The sequence below is a fragment of the Candidatus Pelagibacter sp. RS40 genome, assembly GCF_002101295.1.
Taxonomy (GTDB): Bacteria; Pseudomonadota; Alphaproteobacteria; order Pelagibacterales; family Pelagibacteraceae; genus Pelagibacter.
In genome coordinates, this window is record NZ_CP020778.1 from 882,446 (window position 1) to 907,977 (window position 25,532).

22 protein-coding genes are annotated in these 25,532 nt (G+C 29.8%); 14 read left to right on the top strand and 8 right to left on the bottom strand.

Going from position 1 to position 25,532, the window contains the following annotated elements; all coding sequences use genetic code 11:
* The first annotated feature begins 4 nt into the window (after positions 1 to 4).
* From ilvC to B8063_RS04740, 9 genes are all read left to right on the top strand, one after another.
* Positions 5 to 1,027, top strand: coding sequence for a ketol-acid reductoisomerase (gene ilvC, locus B8063_RS04700; protein ID WP_075521260.1), 1,023 nt, complete (start codon positions 5 to 7; stop codon positions 1,025 to 1,027).
* 94 nt (positions 1,028 to 1,121) lie between these two features.
* Positions 1,122 to 2,696 carry a 2-isopropylmalate synthase gene (locus tag B8063_RS04705; RefSeq protein ID WP_085070006.1) on the top strand — a complete coding sequence of 525 codons (1,575 nt, stop codon included), beginning with the start codon at positions 1,122 to 1,124 and terminating at the stop codon, positions 2,694 to 2,696.
* 4 nt (positions 2,697 to 2,700) lie between these two features.
* Positions 2,701 to 3,732, top strand: a complete 1,032-nt coding sequence (locus B8063_RS04710) for a rod shape-determining protein (protein ID WP_085070008.1) — start codon at positions 2,701 to 2,703, stop codon at positions 3,730 to 3,732.
* Positions 3,733 to 3,737: 5 nt separating this feature from the next.
* A complete protein-coding gene (gene mreC / locus B8063_RS04715) occupies positions 3,738 to 4,574 on the top strand; it encodes a rod shape-determining protein MreC (protein ID WP_085070010.1) in 837 nt (278 codons plus the stop codon).
* Position 4,575: 1 nt separating this feature from the next.
* Positions 4,576 to 5,100 (top strand): hypothetical protein, encoded by a 525-nt coding sequence (locus B8063_RS04720; RefSeq protein ID WP_085070012.1) that lies wholly within the window; start codon positions 4,576 to 4,578, stop codon positions 5,098 to 5,100.
* Positions 5,090 to 7,057, top strand: coding sequence for a penicillin-binding protein 2 (gene mrdA, locus B8063_RS04725; RefSeq protein WP_085070014.1), 1,968 nt, complete (start codon positions 5,090 to 5,092; stop codon positions 7,055 to 7,057). Before B8063_RS04720 ends, mrdA begins: the two co-directional genes overlap by 11 nt.
* Positions 7,057 to 8,187 carry a rod shape-determining protein RodA gene (rodA, locus tag B8063_RS04730; protein ID WP_085070015.1) on the top strand — a complete coding sequence of 377 codons (1,131 nt, stop codon included), beginning with the start codon at positions 7,057 to 7,059 and terminating at the stop codon, positions 8,185 to 8,187. Before mrdA ends, rodA begins: the two co-directional genes overlap by 1 nt.
* 42 nt (positions 8,188 to 8,229) lie before the next feature.
* On the top strand, positions 8,230 to 9,099 hold the full coding sequence (locus tag B8063_RS04735; RefSeq protein ID WP_085070016.1) for a bile acid:sodium symporter family protein: 870 nt from the start codon (positions 8,230 to 8,232) through the stop codon (positions 9,097 to 9,099).
* On the top strand, positions 9,086 to 10,078 hold the full coding sequence (locus B8063_RS04740; RefSeq protein WP_085070018.1) for a DeoR family transcriptional regulator: 993 nt from the start codon (positions 9,086 to 9,088) through the stop codon (positions 10,076 to 10,078). Before B8063_RS04735 ends, B8063_RS04740 begins: the two co-directional genes overlap by 14 nt.
* Here the strand turns inward: B8063_RS04740 and B8063_RS04745 are convergent.
* Positions 10,075 to 11,370 carry a GAF domain-containing SpoIIE family protein phosphatase gene (locus B8063_RS04745; RefSeq protein ID WP_085070020.1) on the bottom strand — a complete coding sequence of 432 codons (1,296 nt, stop codon included), beginning with the start codon at positions 11,368 to 11,370 and terminating at the stop codon, positions 10,075 to 10,077. The genes B8063_RS04740 and B8063_RS04745 overlap by 4 nt on opposite strands.
* Positions 11,371 to 11,543: 173 nt before the next feature.
* Between B8063_RS04745 and B8063_RS04750 the strand changes: the two genes are divergently transcribed.
* Genes B8063_RS04750 through B8063_RS04770 form a run of 5 tightly spaced genes read left to right on the top strand, consistent with a single transcriptional unit; the run spans position 11,544 to position 16,758 of the window.
* Positions 11,544 to 12,305: a prepilin peptidase gene (locus tag B8063_RS04750; protein ID WP_232311380.1), complete on the top strand. Its 762-nt coding sequence runs from the start codon at positions 11,544 to 11,546 to the stop codon at positions 12,303 to 12,305.
* A 3-nt stretch (positions 12,306 to 12,308) separates the two neighbouring features.
* On the top strand, positions 12,309 to 13,190 hold the full coding sequence (locus B8063_RS04755; protein ID WP_085070023.1) for an AAA family ATPase: 882 nt from the start codon (positions 12,309 to 12,311) through the stop codon (positions 13,188 to 13,190).
* Positions 13,187 to 14,110, top strand: coding sequence for a DUF58 domain-containing protein (locus tag B8063_RS04760; RefSeq protein WP_085070025.1), 924 nt, complete (start codon positions 13,187 to 13,189; stop codon positions 14,108 to 14,110). The genes B8063_RS04755 and B8063_RS04760 overlap by 4 nt, the downstream gene beginning before the upstream one ends.
* Entirely contained in the window at positions 14,097 to 16,004 is a 1,908-nt protein-coding gene (locus B8063_RS04765) for a transglutaminase family protein (protein WP_085070027.1), read from the top strand. The genes B8063_RS04760 and B8063_RS04765 overlap by 14 nt, the downstream gene beginning before the upstream one ends.
* Before the next feature lie 4 nt (positions 16,005 to 16,008).
* Positions 16,009 to 16,758 (top strand): DUF748 domain-containing protein, encoded by a 750-nt coding sequence (locus tag B8063_RS04770; RefSeq protein WP_085070029.1) that lies wholly within the window; start codon positions 16,009 to 16,011, stop codon positions 16,756 to 16,758.
* Here the strand turns inward: B8063_RS04770 and B8063_RS04775 are convergent.
* The 7 genes from B8063_RS04775 to B8063_RS04805 all read right to left on the bottom strand — a co-directional run bounded on the left by B8063_RS04775 (position 16,755) and on the right by B8063_RS04805 (position 25,510).
* Positions 16,755 to 21,164, bottom strand: coding sequence for a PilC/PilY family type IV pilus protein (locus B8063_RS04775; protein WP_085070031.1), 4,410 nt, complete (start codon positions 21,162 to 21,164; stop codon positions 16,755 to 16,757). The genes B8063_RS04770 and B8063_RS04775 overlap by 4 nt on opposite strands.
* Positions 21,165 to 21,710, bottom strand: coding sequence for a hypothetical protein (locus tag B8063_RS04780; protein WP_085070033.1), 546 nt, complete (start codon positions 21,708 to 21,710; stop codon positions 21,165 to 21,167).
* Positions 21,711 to 21,826: 116 nt separating this feature from the next.
* Positions 21,827 to 22,495, bottom strand: coding sequence for a pilus assembly PilX family protein (locus B8063_RS07220; protein ID WP_198150951.1), 669 nt, complete (start codon positions 22,493 to 22,495; stop codon positions 21,827 to 21,829).
* Entirely contained in the window at positions 22,495 to 23,334 is an 840-nt protein-coding gene (locus tag B8063_RS04790; protein WP_085070035.1) for a PilW family protein, read from the bottom strand. Before B8063_RS04790 ends, B8063_RS07220 begins: the two co-directional genes overlap by 1 nt.
* A complete protein-coding gene (locus B8063_RS04795) occupies positions 23,334 to 23,876 on the bottom strand; it encodes a type IV pilus modification PilV family protein (protein ID WP_085070037.1) in 543 nt (180 codons plus the stop codon). The genes B8063_RS04790 and B8063_RS04795 overlap by 1 nt, the downstream gene beginning before the upstream one ends.
* Positions 23,857 to 24,522 carry a type II secretion system protein gene (locus B8063_RS04800; RefSeq protein ID WP_085070039.1) on the bottom strand — a complete coding sequence of 222 codons (666 nt, stop codon included), beginning with the start codon at positions 24,520 to 24,522 and terminating at the stop codon, positions 23,857 to 23,859. Before B8063_RS04800 ends, B8063_RS04795 begins: the two co-directional genes overlap by 20 nt.
* Positions 24,494 to 25,510, bottom strand: coding sequence for a type IV pilus twitching motility protein PilT (locus B8063_RS04805; protein WP_075521240.1), 1,017 nt, complete (start codon positions 25,508 to 25,510; stop codon positions 24,494 to 24,496). The genes B8063_RS04800 and B8063_RS04805 overlap by 29 nt, the downstream gene beginning before the upstream one ends.
* Positions 25,511 to 25,532: the final 22 nt, after the last annotated feature.

Sequence of the window (25,532 nt, forward strand, 5' to 3'; positions counted from 1 at the left end):
AACTATGAAAATGTTTTATGAAAAAGACACAGACGTAAATCTAATTAAGGATAAAAAAATTGCAATTTTTGGATACGGAAGCCAAGGTCATGCACACGCTTTAAATTTAAAAGACAGTGGAGTTAAAGAAGTAGTTGTAGCATTAAGAGAAGGATCATCAAGTGCACCAAAAGCAGAATCTAAAGGTTTGAAAGTTATGAACTTATCAGATGCAGCTGAATGGGCTGATGTTGTCATGATTTTAACACCAGATGAATTACAAGCAGAAATTTATAAAAATCATATTGAACAAAGAGTTAGAGAAGGAAAATCAATTGCATTTGCTCATGGTTTAAATGTTCACTACGATTTAATTAAAGCAAGAAAAGATTTAGATGTTTTTATGGTTGCTCCAAAAGGACCAGGTCACTTAGTTAGATCTGAGTTTGAAAAAGGAGGAGGGGTACCCTGCCTTTTTGCAGTTCATCAAAATGGTTCAGGTAAAGCAAGAGATCTTGCAATGTCTTATGCATCAGCTGTGGGCGGTGGTAGATCAGGAATTATTGAAACAACTTTTAAAGATGAAGTTGAAACTGATTTATTTGGAGAGCAAACCGTTCTTTGTGGAGGATTAGTAGAATTAATTAAAAACGGTTATGAAACTTTAGTTGAAGCAGGATATGAACCTGAGATGGCGTATTTTGAGACTGTACATGAGGTAAAATTAATTGTTGATTTAATTTATGAAGGTGGAATTGCAAACATGAATTATTCTATATCAAATACAGCTGAATACGGTGAGTACCAATCAGGCCCTAGAATAATTAATAAAGAAGAAACTAAGAAAAGAATGAAGGAAGTGCTTGCAGACATTCAATCTGGTAAGTTCACAAAAGAGTGGATGGATGAGTGTAAGAACGGTCAAAAAAACTTCCTTGCAACTAGAGCAAAACTTGCAGAACATCCAGTTGAAAAGGTTGGGGCAGGACTTCGTGCTATGATGCCTTGGATTGCTAAGAAGAAATTAGTTGATAGCGATAAGAAATAGACTCAAGTTGGAGGATTTGAGTTTATAAACCCAATTTATTTTGCAATCTGAACGAGAGCATGTATTATGCTCAGCGGTAATAAATTTACATTTTATGGCTGATAAAGATAGAGTTTATATTTTTGATACGACAATGCGAGATGGTGAACAATCACCTGGCGCATCAATGAGTTTGGAAGAAAAAATCCAAATCGCAAGGGTGTTTGATGAACTAGGAATTGATATCATTGAAGCTGGTTTTCCAATTGCATCTCCTGGAGACTTTGAAGCTGTAACTGAAGTAAGCAAAATTTTAAAAAATTCAATTCCAGCAGGATTATCAAGACACTCTAAAAAAGATATTGATCGTTGCTATGAAGCATTAAAGCACGCTCCAAGATTTAGAATTCATACATTTATTTCAACAAGTCCATTACATATGAAGCATAAACTTAATAAGTCACCAGAGGAAGTTTATGAGGCAATAAAAGAACATGTAACATATGCAAGAAAATTTACAGATGATGTTGAGTGGTCATGTGAAGATGGAACAAGAACTGATTTAGATTACATGTGCAAAACAGTTGAGCTTGCAATTAAATGCGGTGCAAAAACAATTAATATTCCAGATACAGTTGGCTACACAATACCGTCTGAATTTACAAAAATTATTCAAACTTTGTTAAACAAAGTTCCAAATATAGATAAAGCTATCCTTTCAACACATTGTCATAATGATTTAGGTTTAGCAGTTGCAAACTCCCTTGCAGGTGTTCAAGCAGGAGCTAGACAAATTGAGTGTACAATTAATGGATTAGGTGAAAGAGCTGGTAATGCTGCTTTAGAGGAAGTGGTGATGGCAATTAAAACAAGACCAGATTTAATGCCGTATGATACAGGAATTAATACAACTCTTTTAAGTAAAGCATCTAAAATTGTTTCAAATGCAACAGGTTTTCCAGTTCAGTACAACAAAGCAATTGTTGGGAAAAATGCATTTGCGCATGAAGCAGGAATTCATCAAGATGGAATGTTAAAGAACAGACAAACTTATGAAATTATGACACCTGAAAGTGTAGGTGTTAAACAAACATCACTTGTGATGGGAAAACATTCAGGGCGTCATGCTTTTAAAGATAAATTAAACTCATTAGGTTATCCTGATTTAACTGATGATGTTGTAAGTAATGCGTTTGCAAAATTTAAAGTTTTAGCTGATAAGAAAAAGCATGTTTATGATGAAGATATTATTGCACTAATAGATGATAGTTTGATTATTGACAATAAAGTAAATGCAATAAACTTAAAATCATTAAAAGTATTTGCTGGAACTGGTGAACCTCAAAAAGCAGAGATGACTTTAGATGTATTTGGAGATGTTAAAAAAACTTCAGAAACAGGAGATGGACCGGTAGATGCAATATTTAAATGCATTAAGAAACTTTATCCTCATGATGTTAACTTACAGCTTTATCAAGTTCATGCAGTTACAGAGGGAACAGATGCTCAAGCAACTGTTAGTGTGAAAATTGAAGAAAATGGCAAGACAACTGTTGGTCAAGCAGCCGATACTGACACCTTAGTTGCATCTGCTAATGCATACATCAACTCATTAAATAAAATGATTATTAAAAGAGATAAAACTGCTCCTGAAGAGCAATTTGAAAATAAACAAATGAAAGGAATATAATAGAATGGAACTTATAGGATCACTTAAGAAATTTTGGAGCCAAGATATGGCGATTGACCTTGGAACGGCTAATACACTTGTTGTTTTGAAGGGAAAAGGAGTGGTTTTAAATGAACCATCTGTTGTTGCAGTTGTTGATAATAAAGGAAAAAAATCAGTTTTAGCGGTAGGTGATGAAGCAAAAACTATGCTTGGAAGAACCCCGGGTAACATTCAAGCAATAAGACCATTAAGAGATGGAGTAATTGCAGACTTCATAGTTACTGAAGAAATGATTAAACACTTTATTAAAAAAGTTCATAAAAAAACTTTAGCAAATCCTAGAATTCTAATTTGTGTTCCAACAGGATCAACTCCAGTTGAGAGAAAAGCAATTCAAGATAGTGCCCTTGCTGCTGGTGCAAGAAGGGTTCAGTTAATTGAGGAACCTATCGCGGCTGCAATCGGTGCTGGACTTCCAATTTCAGAGGCAACAGGTTCAATGGTTATTGATATAGGGGGTGGAACAACCGAAATTGCTGTGATGTCTTTAGGTGGAGTTGTTTATTCAGAATCTTTAAGAGTTGCAGGTGATGCAATGGATAATGCATTAAGAGATTATATGAGAGAAGAATATAATTTGATGATTGGAGACAGTACATCTGAAAAAATTAAAAAAGATATAGGAACAGCTATTCCAACTAACAACAATACTTATGCAGTTAAAGGAAGGGATATAAGATCTGGAACTCCAAAAGAAGTAAACATTTCAGAGGAAGACACTGCAGAAGCCTTAAATCCAATTTTAAAAGAAATTGTTTCAGGAATTAAAAAAGCTTTAGAACACACACCTCCAGAATTGTCAGCAGACTTAGTGGATATGGGATTAACCATGACAGGTGGTGGATCTTTATTAAAAAATATTGATAAAAGATTCTCAAAAGAAACAGGATTACCAGTTAATATAGCAGATGATCCATTATCATGTGTTGCAATTGGAACAGGAAAAGCGCTAGACCAAGAAGAAATATTTTCTACTGTATTATCTGAGTACTAAAAATTATGGCGGCAGATTCGGGTAGAGATGATTTTATAATTGCTATTCGATCAGCTTTTCTTAAAAAAGGTACTCGTCAAAATTTCTCATTACTTACTCTATTAATAATTTCAATATTAGTTTTATCACTAGAGTATTTTAAATCAGGACCGATTAGTAAATTAAGATCAATAACAAAGGACTTAATATTTAAGGGATCTTTTTTTGTTTCAGCACCCTTTGTTTATGCAAAAGATCAATATTTCTTATTTCAAGACCACCTAAATATGTATGAAGAATTTACAGTTTTAAGAGAAAAAAATTACAATATTGAAAAATTAAAAAATGAAGTAGATTTTTATAAATCTGAAAATATTCGACTTAAAAAATTGATAGATGAAAGAGAAATTGCATCTGAAAACTATTTAATTGCTAAAGTATTACTTGATCAGCAAAGTCCTTTTTTAAAATCAATGATTATTAATAAAGGATATAAGCATGGAATTAAATTAGGTGTAGCAGTTAAAGATCAATCGTATTATGTTGGAAAAATTATTAATGTTAATTTACTGACTTCTCGAATTCTTCTTGCAACAGACTTAAATAGCAAAATTCCTGTAATCATTGAACCTAACGGTATAAATGCAATTCTATCTGGTAATGGTAGTAATCTTTATGGTGATTTAGAATTTTTACCAAAATTAAATGAGATAGAGGAAGGTGCAATTGTTTATACTTCAGGTATCGATGGCATAATTTCTCCAGCAATACCAGTTGGAAAAATTAAAATTAAGGATGATGTTAAGTACGTAGAATTTTTTGTTAATTACAATCAGTTAAAGCTTATAAGGGTAAACAACTGATATGGCGCTGTCTTTTCCAAAAAGAGCCTATAAAAGCTTTATCCATAGCTTTCCAATATTATTGTTATTTTTCATAGCTTTTACAGGCTTTGATTTATCGTTCTTTTTTCTAAACATTAGTTTTTCGTTTAACTTTATTTACATACTAATTTTTTTCTGGATTTTAAAAAAACCTGAAAGATTAGGTTATGGACTAGTATTTTTTGCAGGAATAATTAATGATGTGGTACAAAACTTTCCAATTGGTGTCTCATCAATTAATTATTTATTACTATGCTCTATAGCTTTATTCATAAGATCAAGAACATTAATGCCAAACTTAATGTATGATTGGGTGTTTTTTGTAGTTGCAATTTTAATTATTAGCTCAATACATTATAGCATTTTGACAGTAATATTTGATATTCCGATAAGATATGGCGTTTTGATGTTTAATTCGGTATTAACATTTTTAGTTTATCCTCTATTTTCAAAATTATTTTACCAAATTTACTTAATTGATTTAAGGCAGGAAAATGCAAAATAGAGCTAGTAGCGTAGAAAAAGGAAGATTGATTACAAGAAGAGTATTTATGCTCTCTGCTGCTAAACTTATTTTATTGGGTGGTATTACATCAAGGTTATACAGTCTCCAAATTTCTGATAGAGAAAAATATGAATTATTATCTGATAAAAATAGAATTAGAGAATGGAAAACACCACCTCAAAGAGGTTTTATAACAGATCATTTTAATAATGTCCTAGCTGATAATGATAGAGTGTTTCAAGTACATTTAGATTTAGATCAAATTCAAGATTTTAATAATACCATTTTTAAACTTAAAAATATTTTAGAATTATCAAATAATGAATTAAAAAAAATATACAGAGAAAAAGAAAGACTAAAGCCATGGGATATTTTAGTTGTATCTGATAATTTAAATTGGGCACAATTTTCTAAATTAAATTTGTATTTACATGAACTTGAAGGTGTTAAACCTGTTGTTTCTTCATCAAGATTTTATCCATATAAAGATGATTTAGTTCATGTTATTGGTTATGTGGGTGCTGCTAGTCAAAAAGATATCGAGCGAGATGATATTATTAAAGAAAATCTAGTACCAGGTTTAAAAGTTGGAAAATCAGGAATAGAGTTTGCCAAAGAACATCAATTAATTGGAAGATATGGAATAAAAAGATACGAAGTTAATTCATCTGGTAAAAGAATAAGTCAAATTGATCACATAAAAGAAACACAAGGAGAAAAAATTAAACTTACTGTTGATTTAGAAGTTCAACGATTAGCTCAAGAACTTTTGAAAGGAAAAGCAGGATCAATTTCTGCAATGGATATTTATACGGGGGAAATAATTGCAATGGCATCTTCTCCTACATATGATCCAAATAAATTTACACATGGAATTGGCCATAAAGACTGGGAAGAAATTAGAGATGATCCTTTAAAACCTTTAGTAAATAAATCTATTGCTGGTTTATATTCTCCTGGTTCAACTTTTAAACCTTTAGTTGCTCTTGCGGCTTTAGAGTTTGGAACCATTGATCCTGAAAGACCAATTCTGTGCAAGGGTCATAAACATCCCTATGAACTTTACGGAGTAAAATATCATTGTTGGAAAAAAAATGGTCATGGATACATGAAACTTAGAAATGCCATAAAACAATCTTGTGATATTTATTTTTATGAAATGGCAAGATTGCTAGGTGTAGATAGACTTGCAATCATTGCAAAAAGATATGGTCTTGGCTCAAATATACTAAAAGACCTATATTTTGATGAAAAAAAAGGCGTTGTTCCTAATACTTTTTGGAAAAAGAACGCAATTGGTAAGAGTTGGTACTTAGGAGAAACAGTAATTAATGGAATTGGACAAGGATATATTCAAACAACCCCATTACAGCTTTGTTTAATGACAGCACAAATTGCAAATGGAGGTTACAAAATCAAACCTCATATTATTCAAGATGAAAGTATAACTTATGAAAATGTTAAATTAAAAATTGCAAATCAATTTATAAACAGTCCATTGAATTTTTCAGAAGAAGATGATCAAAAATATTTAGTAGATAGGGAGTACAGACTTTACGAGAGACTATATAAAGATCCAAGAAATATAAATTTTGTAAAAGATGCAATGTTTGGTTCTACAAACGAGCAATATGGAACCTCATATAAATCAAGGTACGATGATATAAAATATCAGTATGCTGGTAAAACAGGAACATCTCAGGTTAAAAGAATTACAGAGGAAGAAAGAAAACTTGATTTAGATCAATCTCAAATCGAATATAAAAATAGAGATCATGCTTTATTTGTTGCATTTGCACCTTATAAAAATCCAAGGTATGCAATTAGTGTTCTCGTTGAACATGGAGGTTCAGGAAGTAGTGCTGCCGCACCTCTTGCAAGCAAACTAATCAAGAAAATTATTGACCGTCATAAATTAAGAGATCAAATTAAAAATGGGAGTTCTAGTTTAGCGTAATGTTAACAGAAAGATTAAATACACGTAATTATACATTTTTTGAAAAATTAAAATCTGTTGATTACTTTCTTATATTAATCGTAATGTTAATTGGTGTGGTTAGTGTTTTTGCAATTTATTCGACAGAAAGTGGTGAATTTTCTTTTTATACCAAAAATCATTTGTTGAGATTAATTGTTTTTTTTGGAATGTTTTTAGTGTTGTCTTTTATTAGAATTACGTTTTGGTATAAAAATGCATATTTCTTTTACATATTTTGTGTTTCACTATTAGTTATTACTCTTTTTTTTGGTTTGATGGCATCAGGATCAAGAAGGTGGTTAGATTTGTATTTTTTAAATCTCCAACCTTCTGAAATAATGAAAATTGCAATTATAGTATGTTTTGCAAGATATTATCATCGTATTCAAACTGCGGAGATACAAAATTATAAATTTATTTTAGTCCCATTAATTTTATTATTAATTCCATGTTACTTAGTTATTCAACAACCTGATCTTGGAACATCAATTTTAATTGCTGGAACTGGTATTATAATAATATGGTTAGCTGGACTTAATATTAAATATTTTGTTTACTCAGGGTTATTATTGATTGTATCATTACCTTTTGCTGTTTCACTTTTAAAACCATATCAAAAATCAAGAATTTTAACTTTTTTTAATCCTGATAGAGATCCTCTTGGTGCGGGTTATCAGATTATCCAATCAAAAATAGCAATTGGTTCAGGAGGTTTTTTCGGTAAAGGTTTTTTAAAGGGCACACAAAGTTATTTAGAATTCTTGCCTGAAAAACATACTGACTTTATATTTACTCTATTTTCAGAAGAGTTTGGATTTCTAGGTTCTATAATGCTTTTACTCTTATATATTTTGCTTATTTATAGAATTATAAGTATTGGCTTTTATGCAAAAAGTTTCTTTTCAAAACTGTTTTGTTTTGGATTTGCCTCTGCAATATTTCTCTATATTTTTGTTAATATATCAATGGTTTTAGGCTTATTACCAATAGTAGGCGCTCCACTTCCTATTATGTCTTATGGAGGCTCATCAATGTTATCTATTATGTTAGGTTTAAGTATAGTTATGAGCTGTAAGATTTATAGCCAAGATCAGATTTCAAATTACTAGAAATTTTTAGATTTATTAATATAAACCATTCAGGGAGGAACAATGGAATTTGTAAAGTTGGCTGGTCCAGCTGGAATGTTTTTTATAATGTTTTCATTAGCATTGTCTTTAAAAACATCTGCATTTAAAGCAATTGTATCGAATCCTCTGAGTTTTTATTTAGGATTAGTTTTACAATTAATTGGTATGCCATTAATTGGTTTTATTATTGCTTTATCAGTCCCATTTCCAGTTGAGGTAAAAGTAGGGATAGTTTTAATTACATGTCTTCCAAGTGCTGTTACTTCAAATTATTTGTCAAAAAAGATGGGAGGAGATGTTGCCTTATCTATATCTTTAACAGCAGTTTCTTCTCTGATTGCTTTTTTAACAATTCCAATAATAATTAAAATATATTTTTATTTTGTAATTCAAGACCAAAGTATAATAATATTTCAAACAAGTTTAATAGGCACATCATTTAAATTATTTGCAATAGTTACAATTCCTGTAATTCTTGGAATAATATTCAACACAATATTTGATGAATTCTCAAAAAAAATTGACCCTATTTTTGATAAACTTTCCTTGATAGTTTTCTTATTTATAATCGGTGTGGCTGTTTACCAAGATTTATATCTAATACCAGAATATATCAGATATGCTGGAATTAAAACTATCCTTATATTTATTATTGCATTTATTATGTGTATTGCATTATCAAAATTATTTAAATTAAACGAAAAGGATAAAATAACAGTAACGTTAGAAACCACTTTACAAAATGGTGGTATTGGAATTGTAATAGGTGCTCTTATGTTTGATAATCCTAAATTTATATTCCCTGTTGCAGCTTATGCCCTTCTTCAATATCTTTTTATATTGATTTATTATTCATTTGTAAGATTTAAAAAAGGCTATGAAAAATACTAAACCTAATATTTCAAAACAAATATCTATTGATACCGTCAATGATGCTTGTGATAAAAATTATCAAGTAGTAATGCTTAAATATTACCAACTACAATTTGGATGGTTTCACAATGCATACAATTCTTTTAAGGATATAGATAAGTATATAATTTTAGCATATTTAATAAATAAAACTTTAGCTACATATAATAAACATTTTTATAATCTTAGTTTTGAAGATTTTTATTCAAACAAATCTGTTGATATTGAAAAAATTAGTATCAGTGATTTAGTCAAAGATATAAATTTAAGTAAAGAGACAGCAAGAAGAAAACTTAATGAAATGACTAATGATGGAATTATAACAAGAAATAAAAAAAAAATTACTATTCAACATAGTGCTTTTATTTATCAAAAACCAACCGCAAGCATTAAAAATTTCTCAAATCTTCTTTCAGCAGCTACGGAAACTTTAAAAATAGATAACAAAATTCAGTTTTATGACACAGATTACTTTGAGGATAAAATTAAAAAAAATTATACACACTATTGGAATACTTTTTTAAACTCTCAGATAACCTATCTTTTAAGAGTTAAAGATTTGTTTGGAAACTATGAAAATGCAATGGTTTTTTTAGTATGCTTGCTTAATCAGGCATATAATATGAAAAATGCCAATCAACAAATTAGTGGTGAAAATACAGATAAAATTCATTATAGTTACACAACTACAATATCACAATATACATTAGAAAATTCAAAAGGGTTAAATCCAACGACTATTTCAGAACTAACTGGAATACCAAGAGCAAGTGTGATTAGAAAATTAAACGACTTAATTAAGTTACAATATATTATTCAAAATGATCAAAATTTATATACAACTTCTACACCTAAAAAAGGCTCAGCAGGATTTAGTAAGTTAACAAAATTTTTTGTTTCAAATCAACCAAATATTAGAGAGACAATTAGAGAATTTTTAAATTATACAATTGTTTAATTGTTACCATCTATTACTACAATTGTTAAATCATCTTTTTGAATATGGCCTGTATTCAAAATATCCTCAATGATGATTTTTAATCTTTCGTTGTTGGGTTTATCTTTATATTTTTTTATGTAATTTTGAAAACCTTCTGAACCCAACATTTCACCTTTTGGATTTTTTATTTCAGTAATTCCATCTGTAAAAATATACATCGAGCTATTATCAAAAGGTATAGTGTGCTCTGTATATTTTGTCTTTGGCATAATACCTAAAGGTGGACCAGATTCGTTATAATTTGTAAAAGTTCCATCTTTAGAAAAAATAATTGGTGGCTCATGACCTGCGCTTGATAAAAGTAATTCTTTTTTATTACTATCGTAAATGCCTATTAACATAGTAACGAACATACCTCTTGAAATTGTTTCACAAATTTCATTATTTAATTGTATTAAAAGTTCTGCTGCAGAAAAATTTGTTTTGCTTAAACAACTGTATAAACTTGATGCTTTAGACATAAGTAATGAAGATTTAATTCCTTTACCAGATACATCAGCAACCCCAAATCCATATTTTCCATCTCCTAAATCTGAAAAATTATAAAAGTCTCCTGATACTACTTTTGCTGGAATGTTTATTCCGGCAATTGGAAAATCTTCTTTCTTATTTTTAGATAAAAGTGATTTCTGTATATCTCCAACGATTTCAACTTCTTTTTGAATTTTATTTTTTTCAATCATTTCTTTAGCCATTTTTGCATTTCTAATTGCAAATGCAGCAGGCGCAGATAGGGTTTCTAATAATTGACGATCTCCTTCTTCAAATAATTTTGTACTAGTTTTTTTATTTAAGCAATGAATAACGCCTATACATTCATTTGCTGCAATTAATGGTGAACATAAAACTGAAAAAGTTGTAAAATTAGTTTTATTATCTAAATCAAAATAAAAGTTTGCAATTTCTCTTACATCTTTTCTTACATCTCCTACACGAATACATTTTTTTTGTTCAACGGCCTTACCCATTACACCATCTTTAAGATCTAGTTGATATTCATCTAAATAATCTTGGTGAAGTGATGCGATACATTCAAATTTTTTTATTTTTTCATTTATTAAAAAAATGTTTGCTGCCTGAGCGTTTATTCTTTCAATAATTACTTTAAGGGCTGTATTTAAAGTCTCGTTTAAGTCTAAAGAGGATGCAAATTCTTGATTCATCTTCGTTATGATCTCAAGATCAGCATTTGCTTTAGACACAACCTGTGCTTTAGGCTCTTCCTGTTTTTTTGGTTTAAATAGAAACATTTATTTAACTAGTATTTTAAGCCGATTTTGATAAATTTTACAACTATGGAGTTAATTATTAGTAGTCCTAATCTATATATACATCTACATGATGCAGCCTTGATGGTTCAGTTCTTGATTGATGGCATCATTCATGTAACTTCCAACTTCAAATTATAAAACTTTTTTCATCAGTGGATCTAATTTTTTTAATTATTATAGGTGGGCTTTGGGGTAGCTTTGCTAACGTTTGCATAGTTCGATTGCCAGAGGATAAAGGTGTTGTATCAGGAAGATCTAATTGTCCAAAATGCAAAAAACAAATTAATTGGTATGACAACATACCAATCATTTCTTATTTTATTTTAAATGGCAAATGTAGGAAATGCAAAAAACCAATTTCATTTCAATATGTTGTTGTTGAGTTACTAAGTATAGTTTCTTTTGTTACAATATATTTAATTTACGGATTTTCCTTCACAACATTATTACTTATTATTCTTAGTTTAGGTTTTATCATTATTTTTTTTATAGATCTAAAGCATTTTATCATTCCAGATGTAATTACATTTCCTCTAATGGCACTTGGATTTATAAAGTCATTTATTCCTAATTTAGATCCATTATTTCCATACCACGTCCTATCATTAATTGGAGGTGTATTTGGTTATGGAATAATATGGGGAATTATATTCTTTTATAAACAAGTTAAAAAAAAAGAAGGCATGGGTTTAGGAGATGCAAAATTGCTTGCAGTAATAGGTTTTTGGTTTGGATTAGATGCAGTGCCTTTTATAATCTTTTTATCCTCAACAATCGCTTTAATTAGTGTAGCTCCAGATTTGATTAAAAAATCTAAAAAAATGTCAACACAAATACCCTTTGGCCCCTATATCATTGCGGCAAATTTAATATTTTTACTTTTAGAAGATAAGTTAAAATTTTTTATATTATAAATTATGTTTGAAAATTTAATTAGCAATATATCAAAAACAGTTGTTGGAAATGTTGATAAAATAAAATTAACATTGGCAGCTATTATTTCTGAAGGGAGTATTTTAATTGAGGATAACCCTGGATCAGGAAAAACAACACTTGCAAAAACAATTACTCTTAACTTGGGTTTGAATTTTAAAAGAATTCAATTTACTTCAGACTTATTACCAAGTGATATTTTAGGATATAACATTTTAAAAGATGAGAAATTAATTTTTCAAAAAGGACCTATATTTACAAATATAGTTTTAGCTGATGAATTAAACAGAGGTAGTCCAAAATCACAAAGTGCATTTTTGGAGGCCATGGAAGAAAAAAGTGTTTCAATAGATGGTGAGACACATAAATTACCAGAACCTTTTTTTGTTATTGCAACACAAAATCCAATGGACTCTTCTGGAACTAGCAGTTTACCAGACTCACAATTAGATAGATTTATGATTTCTTATTCACTGTCTGATCTAAATGAAAATGAAAAAGTTGACATGTTAAAAAATGGATATGATTTATCCTCTATAAAATCAGATCCAATAAACTGGGAAGATTTACAAACTAGAAAGAGCAAAGTTAAAGTTAATGATGAAATTTATAAATATGTAATTGAAATTGAAGAAACAATTAAATCATTAGATCAGCACATTCATGTGTCGGCAAGATGTTTAAAACAAATCATAGATCTTGCAAAAGGTTGGGCAGTTGTTCATGGCAAAGACTATGTAACGCATCAAGAAGTTAAAGACATTCTTCCATATATATTTAGACATCGAATAAAGTTTATTAAGCAAGAAGATAAATTTAACTATGTAAATCAAGAGATTTTATCGAAGATAAGTATCCAAAAATGATAACAAAGACTATTCAAGGAATAGCCAAAAGTCCGTTTATTCAATCTCTTAAAGAAAAAAATAGAAGCAAAATCATTATTTATCCAAATTGGAATGGGGTAGGTTTAGGGTTTTTTGTATTCCTTTGTTTTTTAATTGCTGTTTTTTATGAAAATAATTTTGGTTTACTTTTATCAATAATTATTTTTTTTATATTCTTCATTTCAATTTTTGTTTCAAACCAAAACTTAAATCATTTATCAATTAATGCTTTAGATAATTATTACTTAGAAGCTAAAAAAAAGGGAGTAATAGATATTCAAGTAATAAATCATGTTAATGAAAAAAAATTGAATATTGATTTAGATTATAAAAAACAAAATTTGATAGAATTAAATTTTACTAAAAAAATAAATACAATTAGATTAAATGAACAATATTTTGAAAGAGGAACTTTTTCTATTGGAAAAATAACATTAAAATCAATTTATCCATTTGGAATTATAAGAACTAAAAGATATTTTAATTCTCAATCTAAAATAGTCGTATTCCCAAATAAACTTCAACCAAATATAAATTTATTAAATGAGTTTAATATAAATCTAAAAGGCCACGCTAATGATGAATTCGAAGGAATTGAAGATTATAAAAATGGAGATAGTTTTTCAAAAATTGCTTGGAAAAAATCAATTATAAAAAATAAAAAATATATCAAAAAATTTGAAGAACCAAAAAAAGAAAATAATTTAATTTTAAACTTAGATAATTATAAAGATATAAATTTTGAAGATTTATTAAGTTACGTTTCTTATATTGTAGATTACTATTATAAAAATAAAATAGAACTCACTATTAAACACAGAGACAATACTTTTTACTTAAATCAATCTTTAAATTCACTTAATCAAATTTTAAAATACCTAGCGAATGTTAAAAATTAATTTTAGTAATACAAAATTCTTGTCTTTAGTAATTCTAGCGATTTGCCTATTGTCCATTTCAGAAAATATATCATTTGCTAATAAAATTTTTTGGGTAGTAATTATAATTGGAAGTATATTTATAAATAAATTTAAATTTAGATTTAAAAGTTTCTTTTTGTCAATCTATGCAGTTGGGTTACTTTATGCTCAATTTATCTTTAACCAATATATTTTCTCAGAAGAGTTTTTTATAAACTGTTTAGGTGTATTATTAATTGTTAAATATGCAGAACTAGATAATAAAAATAATCTTCTGTCTTATAATTTAATCTGTATGGTTCTAAGTGTTGCAAGTTTGATTTCAGGACAAGATATTTTAAGTTCAATTATTTCTTTATCGATCATAATTTTATTAGTGATTAATATGTATTTAATACAACAAAAAGAAGTCATGGATTTTAATGTTAAAAATATATTAAAATACCTTGGATTTGGATTTAGTATTTTTCCAATAATAATTATTTTCTATTTAATTTTTCCTAGAGCAGAAATTAATTTTAGATTATTTGATCCTTCAAAAAGCTCACTTGGAATTCCTGATACAATAAGACTTGGATCATTTGAAAGTTTTGCAAATTCTGATGAAAAAGTTTTCACATTAATAAACCAAAATTACAAGAAAGAGGATTTGTATTTTAGAGTTAAAATTTTTGATTATATGGAAGAGGATAAATCATGGCGTCCTTCGTCCTCATATTATCTATATAATACTTATAAAAACTCTATAAAAATTAGTGGTTTTAAGGCTATTGAGGAAAAATACCAAATTATACTAGAGCCATATAAGAGAAAATGGATCCCTGTCTTAGACAATTCTAGATTAACCGATCAGAGTATCAAAATTACTGAAGATCCATTTAACCAAACATTTATAAGTTTAGATCCTATTGATAGGAAAAAACAATTAGAATTTCAAAAATATCAGATCAATTACCAACTTGGTAAACCAGTAATTGATTACTATACTCTTTTACCTCAATCAGTTTCAAATGAATTAGTTGATTGGGTAAAAACTAACAAGCAATCAAGATCAAATACAGAATATTTAAATCATATATTAAGTACTTTTGCAGATGGCTCTTACTATTATAATTTAAGTCCAGAAAATAATTCACAAAATAGTTATGCAGATTTTTTCTTAAGAGGAAAAGAAGGATACTGCGAATATTTTGCTGGAACATTTGTCTTACTTGCAAGATTAGCCAATATACCGAGTAGAATAGTATCTGGATATTATGGTGGAGAATTAAATACTGTAGGTGACTTTTATGAATTTAGACAAAGAGATACCCATGCATGGGCCGAAGTTTGGTTTAATGGAAAAGGCTGGGTAAGGGTTGATCCAACCTCGGTGATACCAAGTTCTAATGTAAGAAATAGTCTTAACAATATATTTAATGACGAAGTCAATACTGCAAGTTCAATATTTACATTAAAAATATTTAAAAATTTAAGCTATTATATTACCTATGCAGATTTTATTTGGACCAGACATTTATTGTCTTACGACAACAATAAAAGAAAATCATTCATAAAAGATATTATCAACCTTCAATTTTCAAATATATTTTATTGGATTTTTGCACCAATTATAATTTTTATAGTTTTAAGATTATTTTTCAAAATCAATAAAGCAAATATTTTAACATGGATGTTTAATTATATTATTTGGACAAGTAAAAAAGAAAATAAAATTTTGAACTCTGATACTCATCAAGAAGTATTAAAAAAACTCAAATCGGACTATCAAAGAAAATATCAATCATTTTTTAATCTTTATGAAAGTTTTAGATACCAAAATAAAAATATCGAGTTGACAACAATCTTTAGAACTTTTATGTCAGCAAAATAATAAGATGAAAAAAATAATTTCAATATTAATTGCCTTTATTATTATAATTTATATTGTTGTTGAATTTATTGGTGACAGTATCATCAAAGGTTCGCTTGAAAGTAATTTATCAAATTCATTAGGAAGAGATATAAAAATTGAAAGTCTAAGTATTGGATACTTAAATGGTAAGGCAGAGATAGAAAATCTACAAGTGAAGAACAAAGACTTTCCTGGAAAACTTTTAACTATTAATAATGCATTTGCAAAACTAAATACCTCATCAATTTTTAGTGATAAAATTGAAATAGATCAAATTACTTTAGATGGAATAAACCTTAATTATTATTTCAATGTAAATAAAAGCTTAAAAGTAAATGATAATGTAAAATCTATTAAAGAAAATTTAAACAAAGGTAGCAGCAACTCAAGTACAAAAGAATTTATCATTAAAAAATTAGATGTAAAAAATATTAAAATTTCAGCAAACTCTGAAAAATTAAATATTAGTCAACAGATTAGTCTTAAAGATATGAGCTTTGAAAATATTGGTAATACTAAAGACAGTAAAGATTATAAAACTGTATTAAAAGATACATTTGATAAGGCTTTTAAATCAGTCAAAAACAAAGTGTTATCAGGCAATGTTGGCAATACTTTAGATAAAATAAAGAATATTGATGAGGAAAAAATCAAAGAGAAAATTAAAAAAGAACTCTACGAAAATAAAGATAAAGTAAAAGATAAACTTAAGAAACTACTTAAGAAAAATTAGAAGTTTCCTTCTCTCCAAGAACTTCTGAAGCTTTCAATATCACCCATTCCTGTATCAATAACTACTAGGTCAGTTTTATTTTGAATTGATTTACCAGCAATGTTTGCAAATAATTTGTTTGCAAAAACAACTAATCTTGAAAGAACCCCTTGTCCAACTGCTTTACAAGTTCTTCCAGCATAAACTTTTCCATCAATTGTTTGGCTCTTCAAGGATTTATTATTATTTAATTGTGTAGAGACGTTTGTTCCACATTCATCATCTACTGCGCAAATCAAAGCAAGTCCAAGGCTGCATTTATTTTGAGATTGTGATGGTTCAAATATTGGATAATAAACTAAACCATTTGATAGAGTTGGTTCTGCAGAAATTTTTTGACTTGCAGGTAAATTTATATACCAACCAAAATCTTTCATGCTTCTTGCTAACGGACTTACCCTACTTGTTGTGAGTGGGCAATTCACACCAGTTGAATCATTCGTGGTATCCATACATTTTTCAAGTTTGTACAAGTCCGCTAAGCTACTATTCCTCTTTACATACAATGGGAAATCTTTATCTCTGAAACCATACATAATATTTTTTAGTTTATTGTCTCTGTAAGTTAATCTTTCATAATCTCCCGTTCCTGAAAATAACCACAAATGTTTTGATGTTTTTCCAATTCCAGCATCCATCGAGTGATACTGATATCTTCCATTTTCTTTAGTAGCTCCAATATTTAACAATGTAGTATTATCATATAAGCTTATTGGATTTCTTGCTCCATCATTATCCATGTTAGTTAAATTGTACTTGGTAACTTTTCCTTCAAAGTCATTTGTATAAACTAATGCACCTTTAAATGTAATTCCTCTGGTTGTGTCTGCTGTTATTACCACAGGAGTTCCTGGTAGCGAATTTGTAATATCTGAAGCCTTACTATCTGTTACTTGTATTACTTTTTCAACTTTACCTGGTGTTGCTCTATCCTCTAAATTAATTACAAATAATGCAGATCCAACTCCATCATTTCTTCCACCATATCCACCACCCATAACAGCAACATAAATATCATCTTCAATATTGCTATCACCAGCTCCTGTATTTGGTAATCTAAATATTCTAGGAGCAGACCAAGTTTCTCCTAATTCTTTATAATTATATTCTGCAGGTAAATTTGTGCTTAGTCTCTGAGTTGCAGCTCTTGTTAATTTTATAATAAGTGTATCGGAAGAGCCAGCTCTATCCGGATTTGCCTGGTGAGATAATATTTGTGGGAAAGTAATTTCAGGCAGACCAGTGCTTCCCGTTTGGACAGTAAAGTTTGGAATATTTTTATTATTAATATTTACTAGAAAATCAGTTTTTGTTAATCCTGCAACTGGGAAAGTCCAGGTTCTACTTTCATAACATGACGTAGTTGTATTAGCCTTACACTCATCATCAATATTATTATCGTTGTTATAATTATCTGTTACTGTTTGACTTTCTACCAGGTCAATGACTGAATAAGTATCATCGATATACTCATACTCTGAAACCACATCTAAATGGTTCATTACAAAAACCTTATTTTTAATATGATCGTTATAAACACTATATAAATGAAGCGGTTTATCAGGGTTTGTAACATCTAATACTGTAAAGCCATTGCCACCTCTTCCATAAGGTACCATCAAAATCGTATGCCAATTTTTTGAACTACCAAGCGGACTGTGGAAGTACATATCATGCACAACAGGTGATCCATCGACACCATAAATTGCATTTGTTCCACCTTTAACTTTTGCAAGATCGTTATTTAAATTTGTGTTCACCATTAACGGCATTTGTGACATTATAAACGGAGGTATAAACGCCCATTTCTCAACTCCTGTTTTACTGTCAATTGAGTGCAACATACCATCGTTACCTCCAACATAAATTCTTTCTGCTCTTCCTGACAAAGATTGTGCCCAAGCATCATAACCTTTAATTGATCTCCAATATGCTTCTTGTGCTGTTGAAGTGAAAGCCGTATCAGCTGAAGGCGCACCTACCACAACCATTTCAGAATGGAATATGTCTCCAAGATAAGCTTTTTTACCATCTGCTTTTCTTGGTTCATTTAATATACAATCTCCATCATAATCAAAATAATCTTCTCCCCTAGAAAAACTAATTAAACCTTTAACATCATCATCAATACCATCTGCAATAGTTGCCGTACTATCTCCTTTTCTGCTGCAACGCGTATTACCTGTTACTCCTGAAACTTTTGGTGTGTCTCTATGATAATCTCCAACAGCATTTCCAAATAAAGAAAATTGACTTTGAATTAATGCAGAATTAGCTTCAACATAATTGTTATAATCAGTTTTATAATCAACACCTGGAATTATTCCCCAAATTTTTCTTGCAGCAGGCGCTGGTATCATGTCAGATGCATTCCAATTACCACTATCTTTTTCGTTTACAACACCATCTTTTGATATTGCAGTTCTTGTTAATGCACCTTGCCATTCCATATTTTGTTTATATTTAAACTGTGCTTGGAATAATGATCCACCTTCCTCAATCGTTGCAGTGATTGCAGGAGCTGTAAAAGATAATTTATCTGCAATTACAGATCTAATGGCTGCATTTAATTGTGCTTTTAATTGATCAGTTGTATCAGCTTTAATTACTCTGCTTGTACCACCTGCTTTTGCAATCCTATCTAATTGCCTGATACCATTTGAACTTAAACCACCACCATAAGCAACTGTAAATGTTTTTACTTTTTTCTGATTTAAAAGATTTTTTACTTTGTTCTCTGCTGAAGAAGTATTACTCATGTCTCCATCACCAATGACGATAACATATGAGCCTTGGCAAGGACTGTTTTTGTCTATTGGGCTGTCTGAATTATGATTATAATATTGTTCAGCAATTTTTGCCCACGTGTTAGCATCGGTACCTCCACCTGGTCTTACATTTTTAATGTAACTATTTATCCTTGCGGCGCCATTTCTATCTACTTTTACTTTTAAACAATTTTGACTACCACATGGATTTGCTTCATTTCTAGAGTTATTCCAACTAGTATAACCCACACCCCCTGATGGTTTTCTACACCATCTATTATAACGAACTAGCCAATGACTATTATACAACCACGTACTACTAACTAAACTTCTACATGGTACGTAACTACTATTAACCCTGTAATAATGCCAATATATATAATTGCCAGTATCATGGGACCAGTAACCAAAACCAAAGTTTACAGAGGATACTAAACTACTATCTGTTACTAAAGATTGGATGGCTTCATGAGCACCTGCCATTCTTGATTGTCTTGAACTATAACCCGAATGACCATGATAATTCATATCAAGATCAAATGTTTGAACCAATCTCTGGTGTCCATCTGAAACAAATATTCTATTTAAAGCGTGATCTATTTTTATATCTCTTAGGCTACGAAATCTTATAGCTGATTTTGAGGTTGGATTATAAGTGTTAGGATTAATACTTCCGAAACGTCCTACAACTTCTCTGCTCACAGAATTACTGCCCACATTATTTCCGCTCCCAGTTAATGTGGCTTTAGTTATTGAGTCTCTTCTAATAAGATACAATATATTTTCATTACTTGGATGACCTGCCATTGCAATTGGATTGGATAATTGACCTGTAAAGCGAACATTAGTATATGAGGGATTATTACCTGGGCAATTCATTCCACTTCTAGAAAATTTATAGAGTAAATTTTGAGTCAGGAAAACTAAGTTACCTGATGCATCAACTGTAAATCTCATTCTAGAGTTTACTGACGACCCACTAATAGCCCTATTGAGTGTTCCTCCTGAACCACACACTTTGGTTTGATTGGTTGATGTATTGTGCAATGTAATTGTTCTATCATTTGCAACAACAAAAATAATATCATTATGTTTTTGCATACCCACATGGGAATATCTACTACCAATATTTTTTATATATTTTACATTGCCAGTCGTAGTATTAACTTTGCAGAACCTAGGAGTGTCAGAATAGTAATATTTGCCTGTGAAATAAATATGATTATTATGATATATAACATTTTGACCATTATCATAATAAGTTGAACATGAATTCCGTATCCTAACTCTATAAGTATTTCTGCTACTCACAATTGATGTTAGAGCATTAGAAGAATGATTAACTCCATAAAGTGTGTTGCCACTATGTGAAATATAATTTCCAGTATTGGATATAGGTGTTATTGAATATGGAATTCCTATGTTTGCACCACTATAAGATGTTGCACCCATACTTCCAGATTTATCTAATAAAATTAAAACGTTAGCAGGAACATCTGCTACTCCTGAACCAGGAGGTAAAGCTTTTGAAAACGAATTAGAAATTATCAGACATGAAAATAAAAATATCTGAATAATAAATAATTTAATTTTTTTCATTTAATTTTGTTCTATTTGTCCACCCTCTAAAAGACTATTTCTAAGAGCAAGTTGTTCTCCATACTTATCGTTAGAGATATAAATTTCCTCTAGCCATGTTTCTTTTTCAAGATGTCGGTTATAAACTATAAATTTTCTAACTCGTTCCCAAATATGATAGTTGCTGTAATATTTTGGATTACCACCTGTATCAAAATCACCATAATTTCTTTTTGCATAATTCATTAACTTCATGCTTTCAGTTGGAGAATTATCTATAGAGTTATCCACGTAAAATTGGATAGCCATTAATTTTTGATCTAGAAATATGTGTTTAATTCTAAAGTTGTCATCAAAGTTATCATTTGGACAAAGTTCTGGTGCTAAAATTTCTACTTCAGCATAGCCAGTTTCATCTTCGGATAGGGGACCATATTTTTTTTCATGAGACTTTATATATCTTCCACCTATATCCATGATGAATTTGCACTTAGCCTCTACAATTGAAAAGTTTAATAAAAAGAGACTTAGAAGAAGAATAACTTTATTATGAAAAGCAATTTTCATTACTCTTTATATTAATGGATATTCAATTAATTAAATAGGGATCAATAGCCACTTAGACGTTCAAATTGACCCTTTTCTTAATATTATATGTTCAAATCGGGTAGTTTTTGTTGATTTTACTTTGGAAGAACTAATGTGCTTTCAAGTGGTACAATAATTGTGCCATTATCAAAGTTTCCACATCCATATATTCTATATGCCATTCCATCATTTCCAGCATCTGTAGCATCTTTCTTAATACTTGTGCCGTAGCCTTTAAATGGAGCTGATCCTACTCTTGTTAGAAAATACTGAAATTGAAATTTTTGCATCCTCTTTTTCTCCCTATTATTTAACCCCGCCTCAATGACTGAAGATCCTAAAAAGTCGTAATAGCTTTTTGTTTCATTTACTTGAACTTTAGATGTTGAAAGAGGGGTGTCAGGGTCTGGTCCTAAAATAGATTTAAACGTTGCACGATCAATATCTGCATAACTATTAAAACAAGCTTCAATTGTTGCTGGAGGTGTAAATTTAGTTGTAGCATTAGCTAACAAACCTCTTTTTGTTAAATCTCTTTTGCCATCTGTTTTGTAGGGTCCTAAGAATTGATTGAGTAAATATTTTTCTCCCTCATACAAAGCTGTTTCTGCAACATAAAATGTTTGTTGGTATTCATCACTAACATTATTACTTTGGTGATCACTTGCTGAAATTACAATTAGAGCACCACCCATCAATGACATTGCCATTAACAAAACTAAAGATAAAACTAATGCAAAGCCTTTTTCGTTTTTTCTATTCATTAGTTTAATCCTACATTTCTAGCATTAGCTGTAACTGTAATTATTTCTCTAAGATATTTATCTTTTTCTTGAATATTTCTTCCAGTTGTTAAAGAAACTACTTTTCTAATAACACCTCCACCTTTGGTATCATTTCTATAAAAAGGTTTGGTTGATCGAATAACTAATCCAACATCAACAGTTCTTACATCAAAGGCTCTTGTATTCGATGGTGTTACTGTACCCGATGAAATATTTCCAATTATTTTTCCATCTTCATCGTGAGGCACAAATACAAAGTCTTGAACATAATCTAAAACTTGTTCATCTTTATATAAAGTATCATCTGTTCCTGTTACCCATCCTGCAGGAGTTGTTTGCCATTTCTCTTTTGATTTTAAAACTTTAAAGCCTTTAATTTTAGTTGTACCACCTGGTATGGTATCATCAATTTTATCAGAAGCTTCACATCTATAAGTAATTTTATATCTTGTGTAAGTGTACCTGCTTCCCTCTGGTTTTGTAATATCATAATCTACACCACCATATACAATTTCTAACTTATCACATGTTCCACCAATTCCTGTTCCTTTAGTGATTTTAATTGGGTTATGATCATCGTTTGCAGCAATGTTATCATTGATATATCTAAAGCCAGCCATTCTGACTTCTCTTAATATTTGTCCAACTAAATCTCTTCCTGATTGGGAAATTTTTGCACGATCTGTTACTTGTCTATAAGTACTGTTTACAATTGTATATGAAGTAAACATTGCAGCCATCATTAAACTTGAAATTACAATTGCAATTAAAATTTCAATTAATGTAAGACCTGCAATATTACTTAATTTTTTTTTCATTATTTTACTTGGAAATATAAATATTTTTTCTTTGTTCCACCCTGCATATTTAATTCCATTCTACCTACATATATTTTATCGTGTGCTTGTGGTTTTGTAATAGAACAACCGCTATGACAGATTTGATGCATCTTTAAAACTTTTTTATCTTTTTGACCGTCTACACATTTGATATTATCTGTTGATACTCTAGCATTCCATTTCTGTATTTTATTATCGTAAGCGTTAGATTGGTTATAGGATGGAGTAATTCCACCTCCGCATGTATCAGATTTCCATTGATTATCTTTTAATAAATCAACAAACTTAGCTGTTCCCTTTTCCTGATTTTTAAATGCATAAATATCCTCTGCAATTGTTCCAACAATATATGTAGCTTTTGTTCTTTCTCCAGAGACATCAATTGATCTAACTGAATATTGAACCATTTGAAATACTGCAACAAATCCAATACCTATAATTGCTGTAGATACTAACCCTTCTAGAAGCGTTATTCCTTTTTCAGATATTCTTTTTATTTTTTTATCTACTGATCCAATCATTTCTTTTAAAACTCCATTTATACTTACTTACCATACCAAATCGAGAATACTTTACTAAATAAACTGGATAATTTTCATCAAATTTTTTTGCAATAGGATCGCACGATTTGCTATTTTTATGGCAAGTTACTACATAATTATTTGATGCAACTTTATTGCTTTCAAATCCTGTATTTCCTTGAGTATCAAATTTACCTTCTTGTTTAAAATATTTTCCACCTTTTGAAAAACAAACAGATCCACTTTGAAGATGAAAGATTTTAGTTTTATCATTTAATGTAAATTCAGCGATATCGGTTCCTGAATTAAAATTACTATTTGAACAGCTTGGTTTTGTTCCAGCATTTACTAAATCTGATAAATTTCTTTGAGAAATTCCTTTAACTGTAATTTTTGCAGAAGTTCCATCTCCTGAAGGAGTTACAACATTAAGTCTAACATATGGATAACTACCTCTTTCAACTTGAGTGGTTGCAGATGTAAACATAGTTGCAATTTTTTCCGATTGAGTTCTAAGTTCTCTGTCCACACTCCATTTATTAAAATTTGGAAAACCTACTCCTGCTATCGCACCGATGATTGCGAGTACGACTAATAGTTCTAAAAGAGTAAAACCTTTAATGTTCTGCTTTTGCTGCACTAGCATCAATTTTTCCTGAAGTTACAAGATCTTGAATTGATTTTTCCATAGTGATCATTCCTTCTCTTACTGCAGTTTGCATGATACTTGGAATTTGGTGGATCTTTGCTTCACGAATTAAGTTTTGAACTGGAGCTGTACATTTCATAACTTCAAACGCACCACATCTTCCTTGTCCATCTTTTGTTTTAAACAATCTTTGCGTTACAACCATTTTTAATGAAGTTGAAATTTGTGCTCTAATTTGTGCTTGTTGTTCTGGTGGAAATACGTCAATGATCCTGTTTATTGTACTTGGTGCACCACTCGTGTGTAGAGTTCCAAAAACTAAGTGACCTGTTTCTGCAGCTGTTAAAGCAAGAGATACTGTTTCTAAATCTCTCATCTCTCCAACTAAAATTACATCTGGATCTTCTCTAAGTGCTGCTTTTAATGCTGCAGCAAATGATTGAGTTTGTTTTCCAACCTCTCTGTGCGAGATAATGCTTTTGCTATCTGTATGAATAAATTCAACGGGGTCTTCAACTGTTATAATATTTGCAGTTCTTGTTTTATTTATTTCATTTACAATTGCAGCAAGCGTTGTTGATTTACCAGATCCTGTTGGACCTGTAACTAAAACTAAACCTTTGTGCATATCAATTATATCATAAAGCACTTGTGGAAGACTAAATTGTTCCATATCAGGAATTTTACTTTCAACTCTTCTACAAACGCACGCAGGACCATTTATTGTTTTATAAAAGTTAGCTCTAAATCTTAATCCACTTAAAGTAATTGCCGTATCAAGCTCGTGAGTTGTCTCAAATTTTTCTAATTCTCCTTCATTACAATTCATAGATAACAAATCTTTTAAATCTTGAGCTGTTACCATTACGTCTTGAACCATAATTATTTCACCAGTTTGTCTAAAAGCTAATGGTGAACCGGCTCTAATGTGAAAGTCGGAAATTTTTTTATTATCTTTGGCTAATTCTTCTAATTTTTCAAACATGCAACATTGATACTATAAAAAG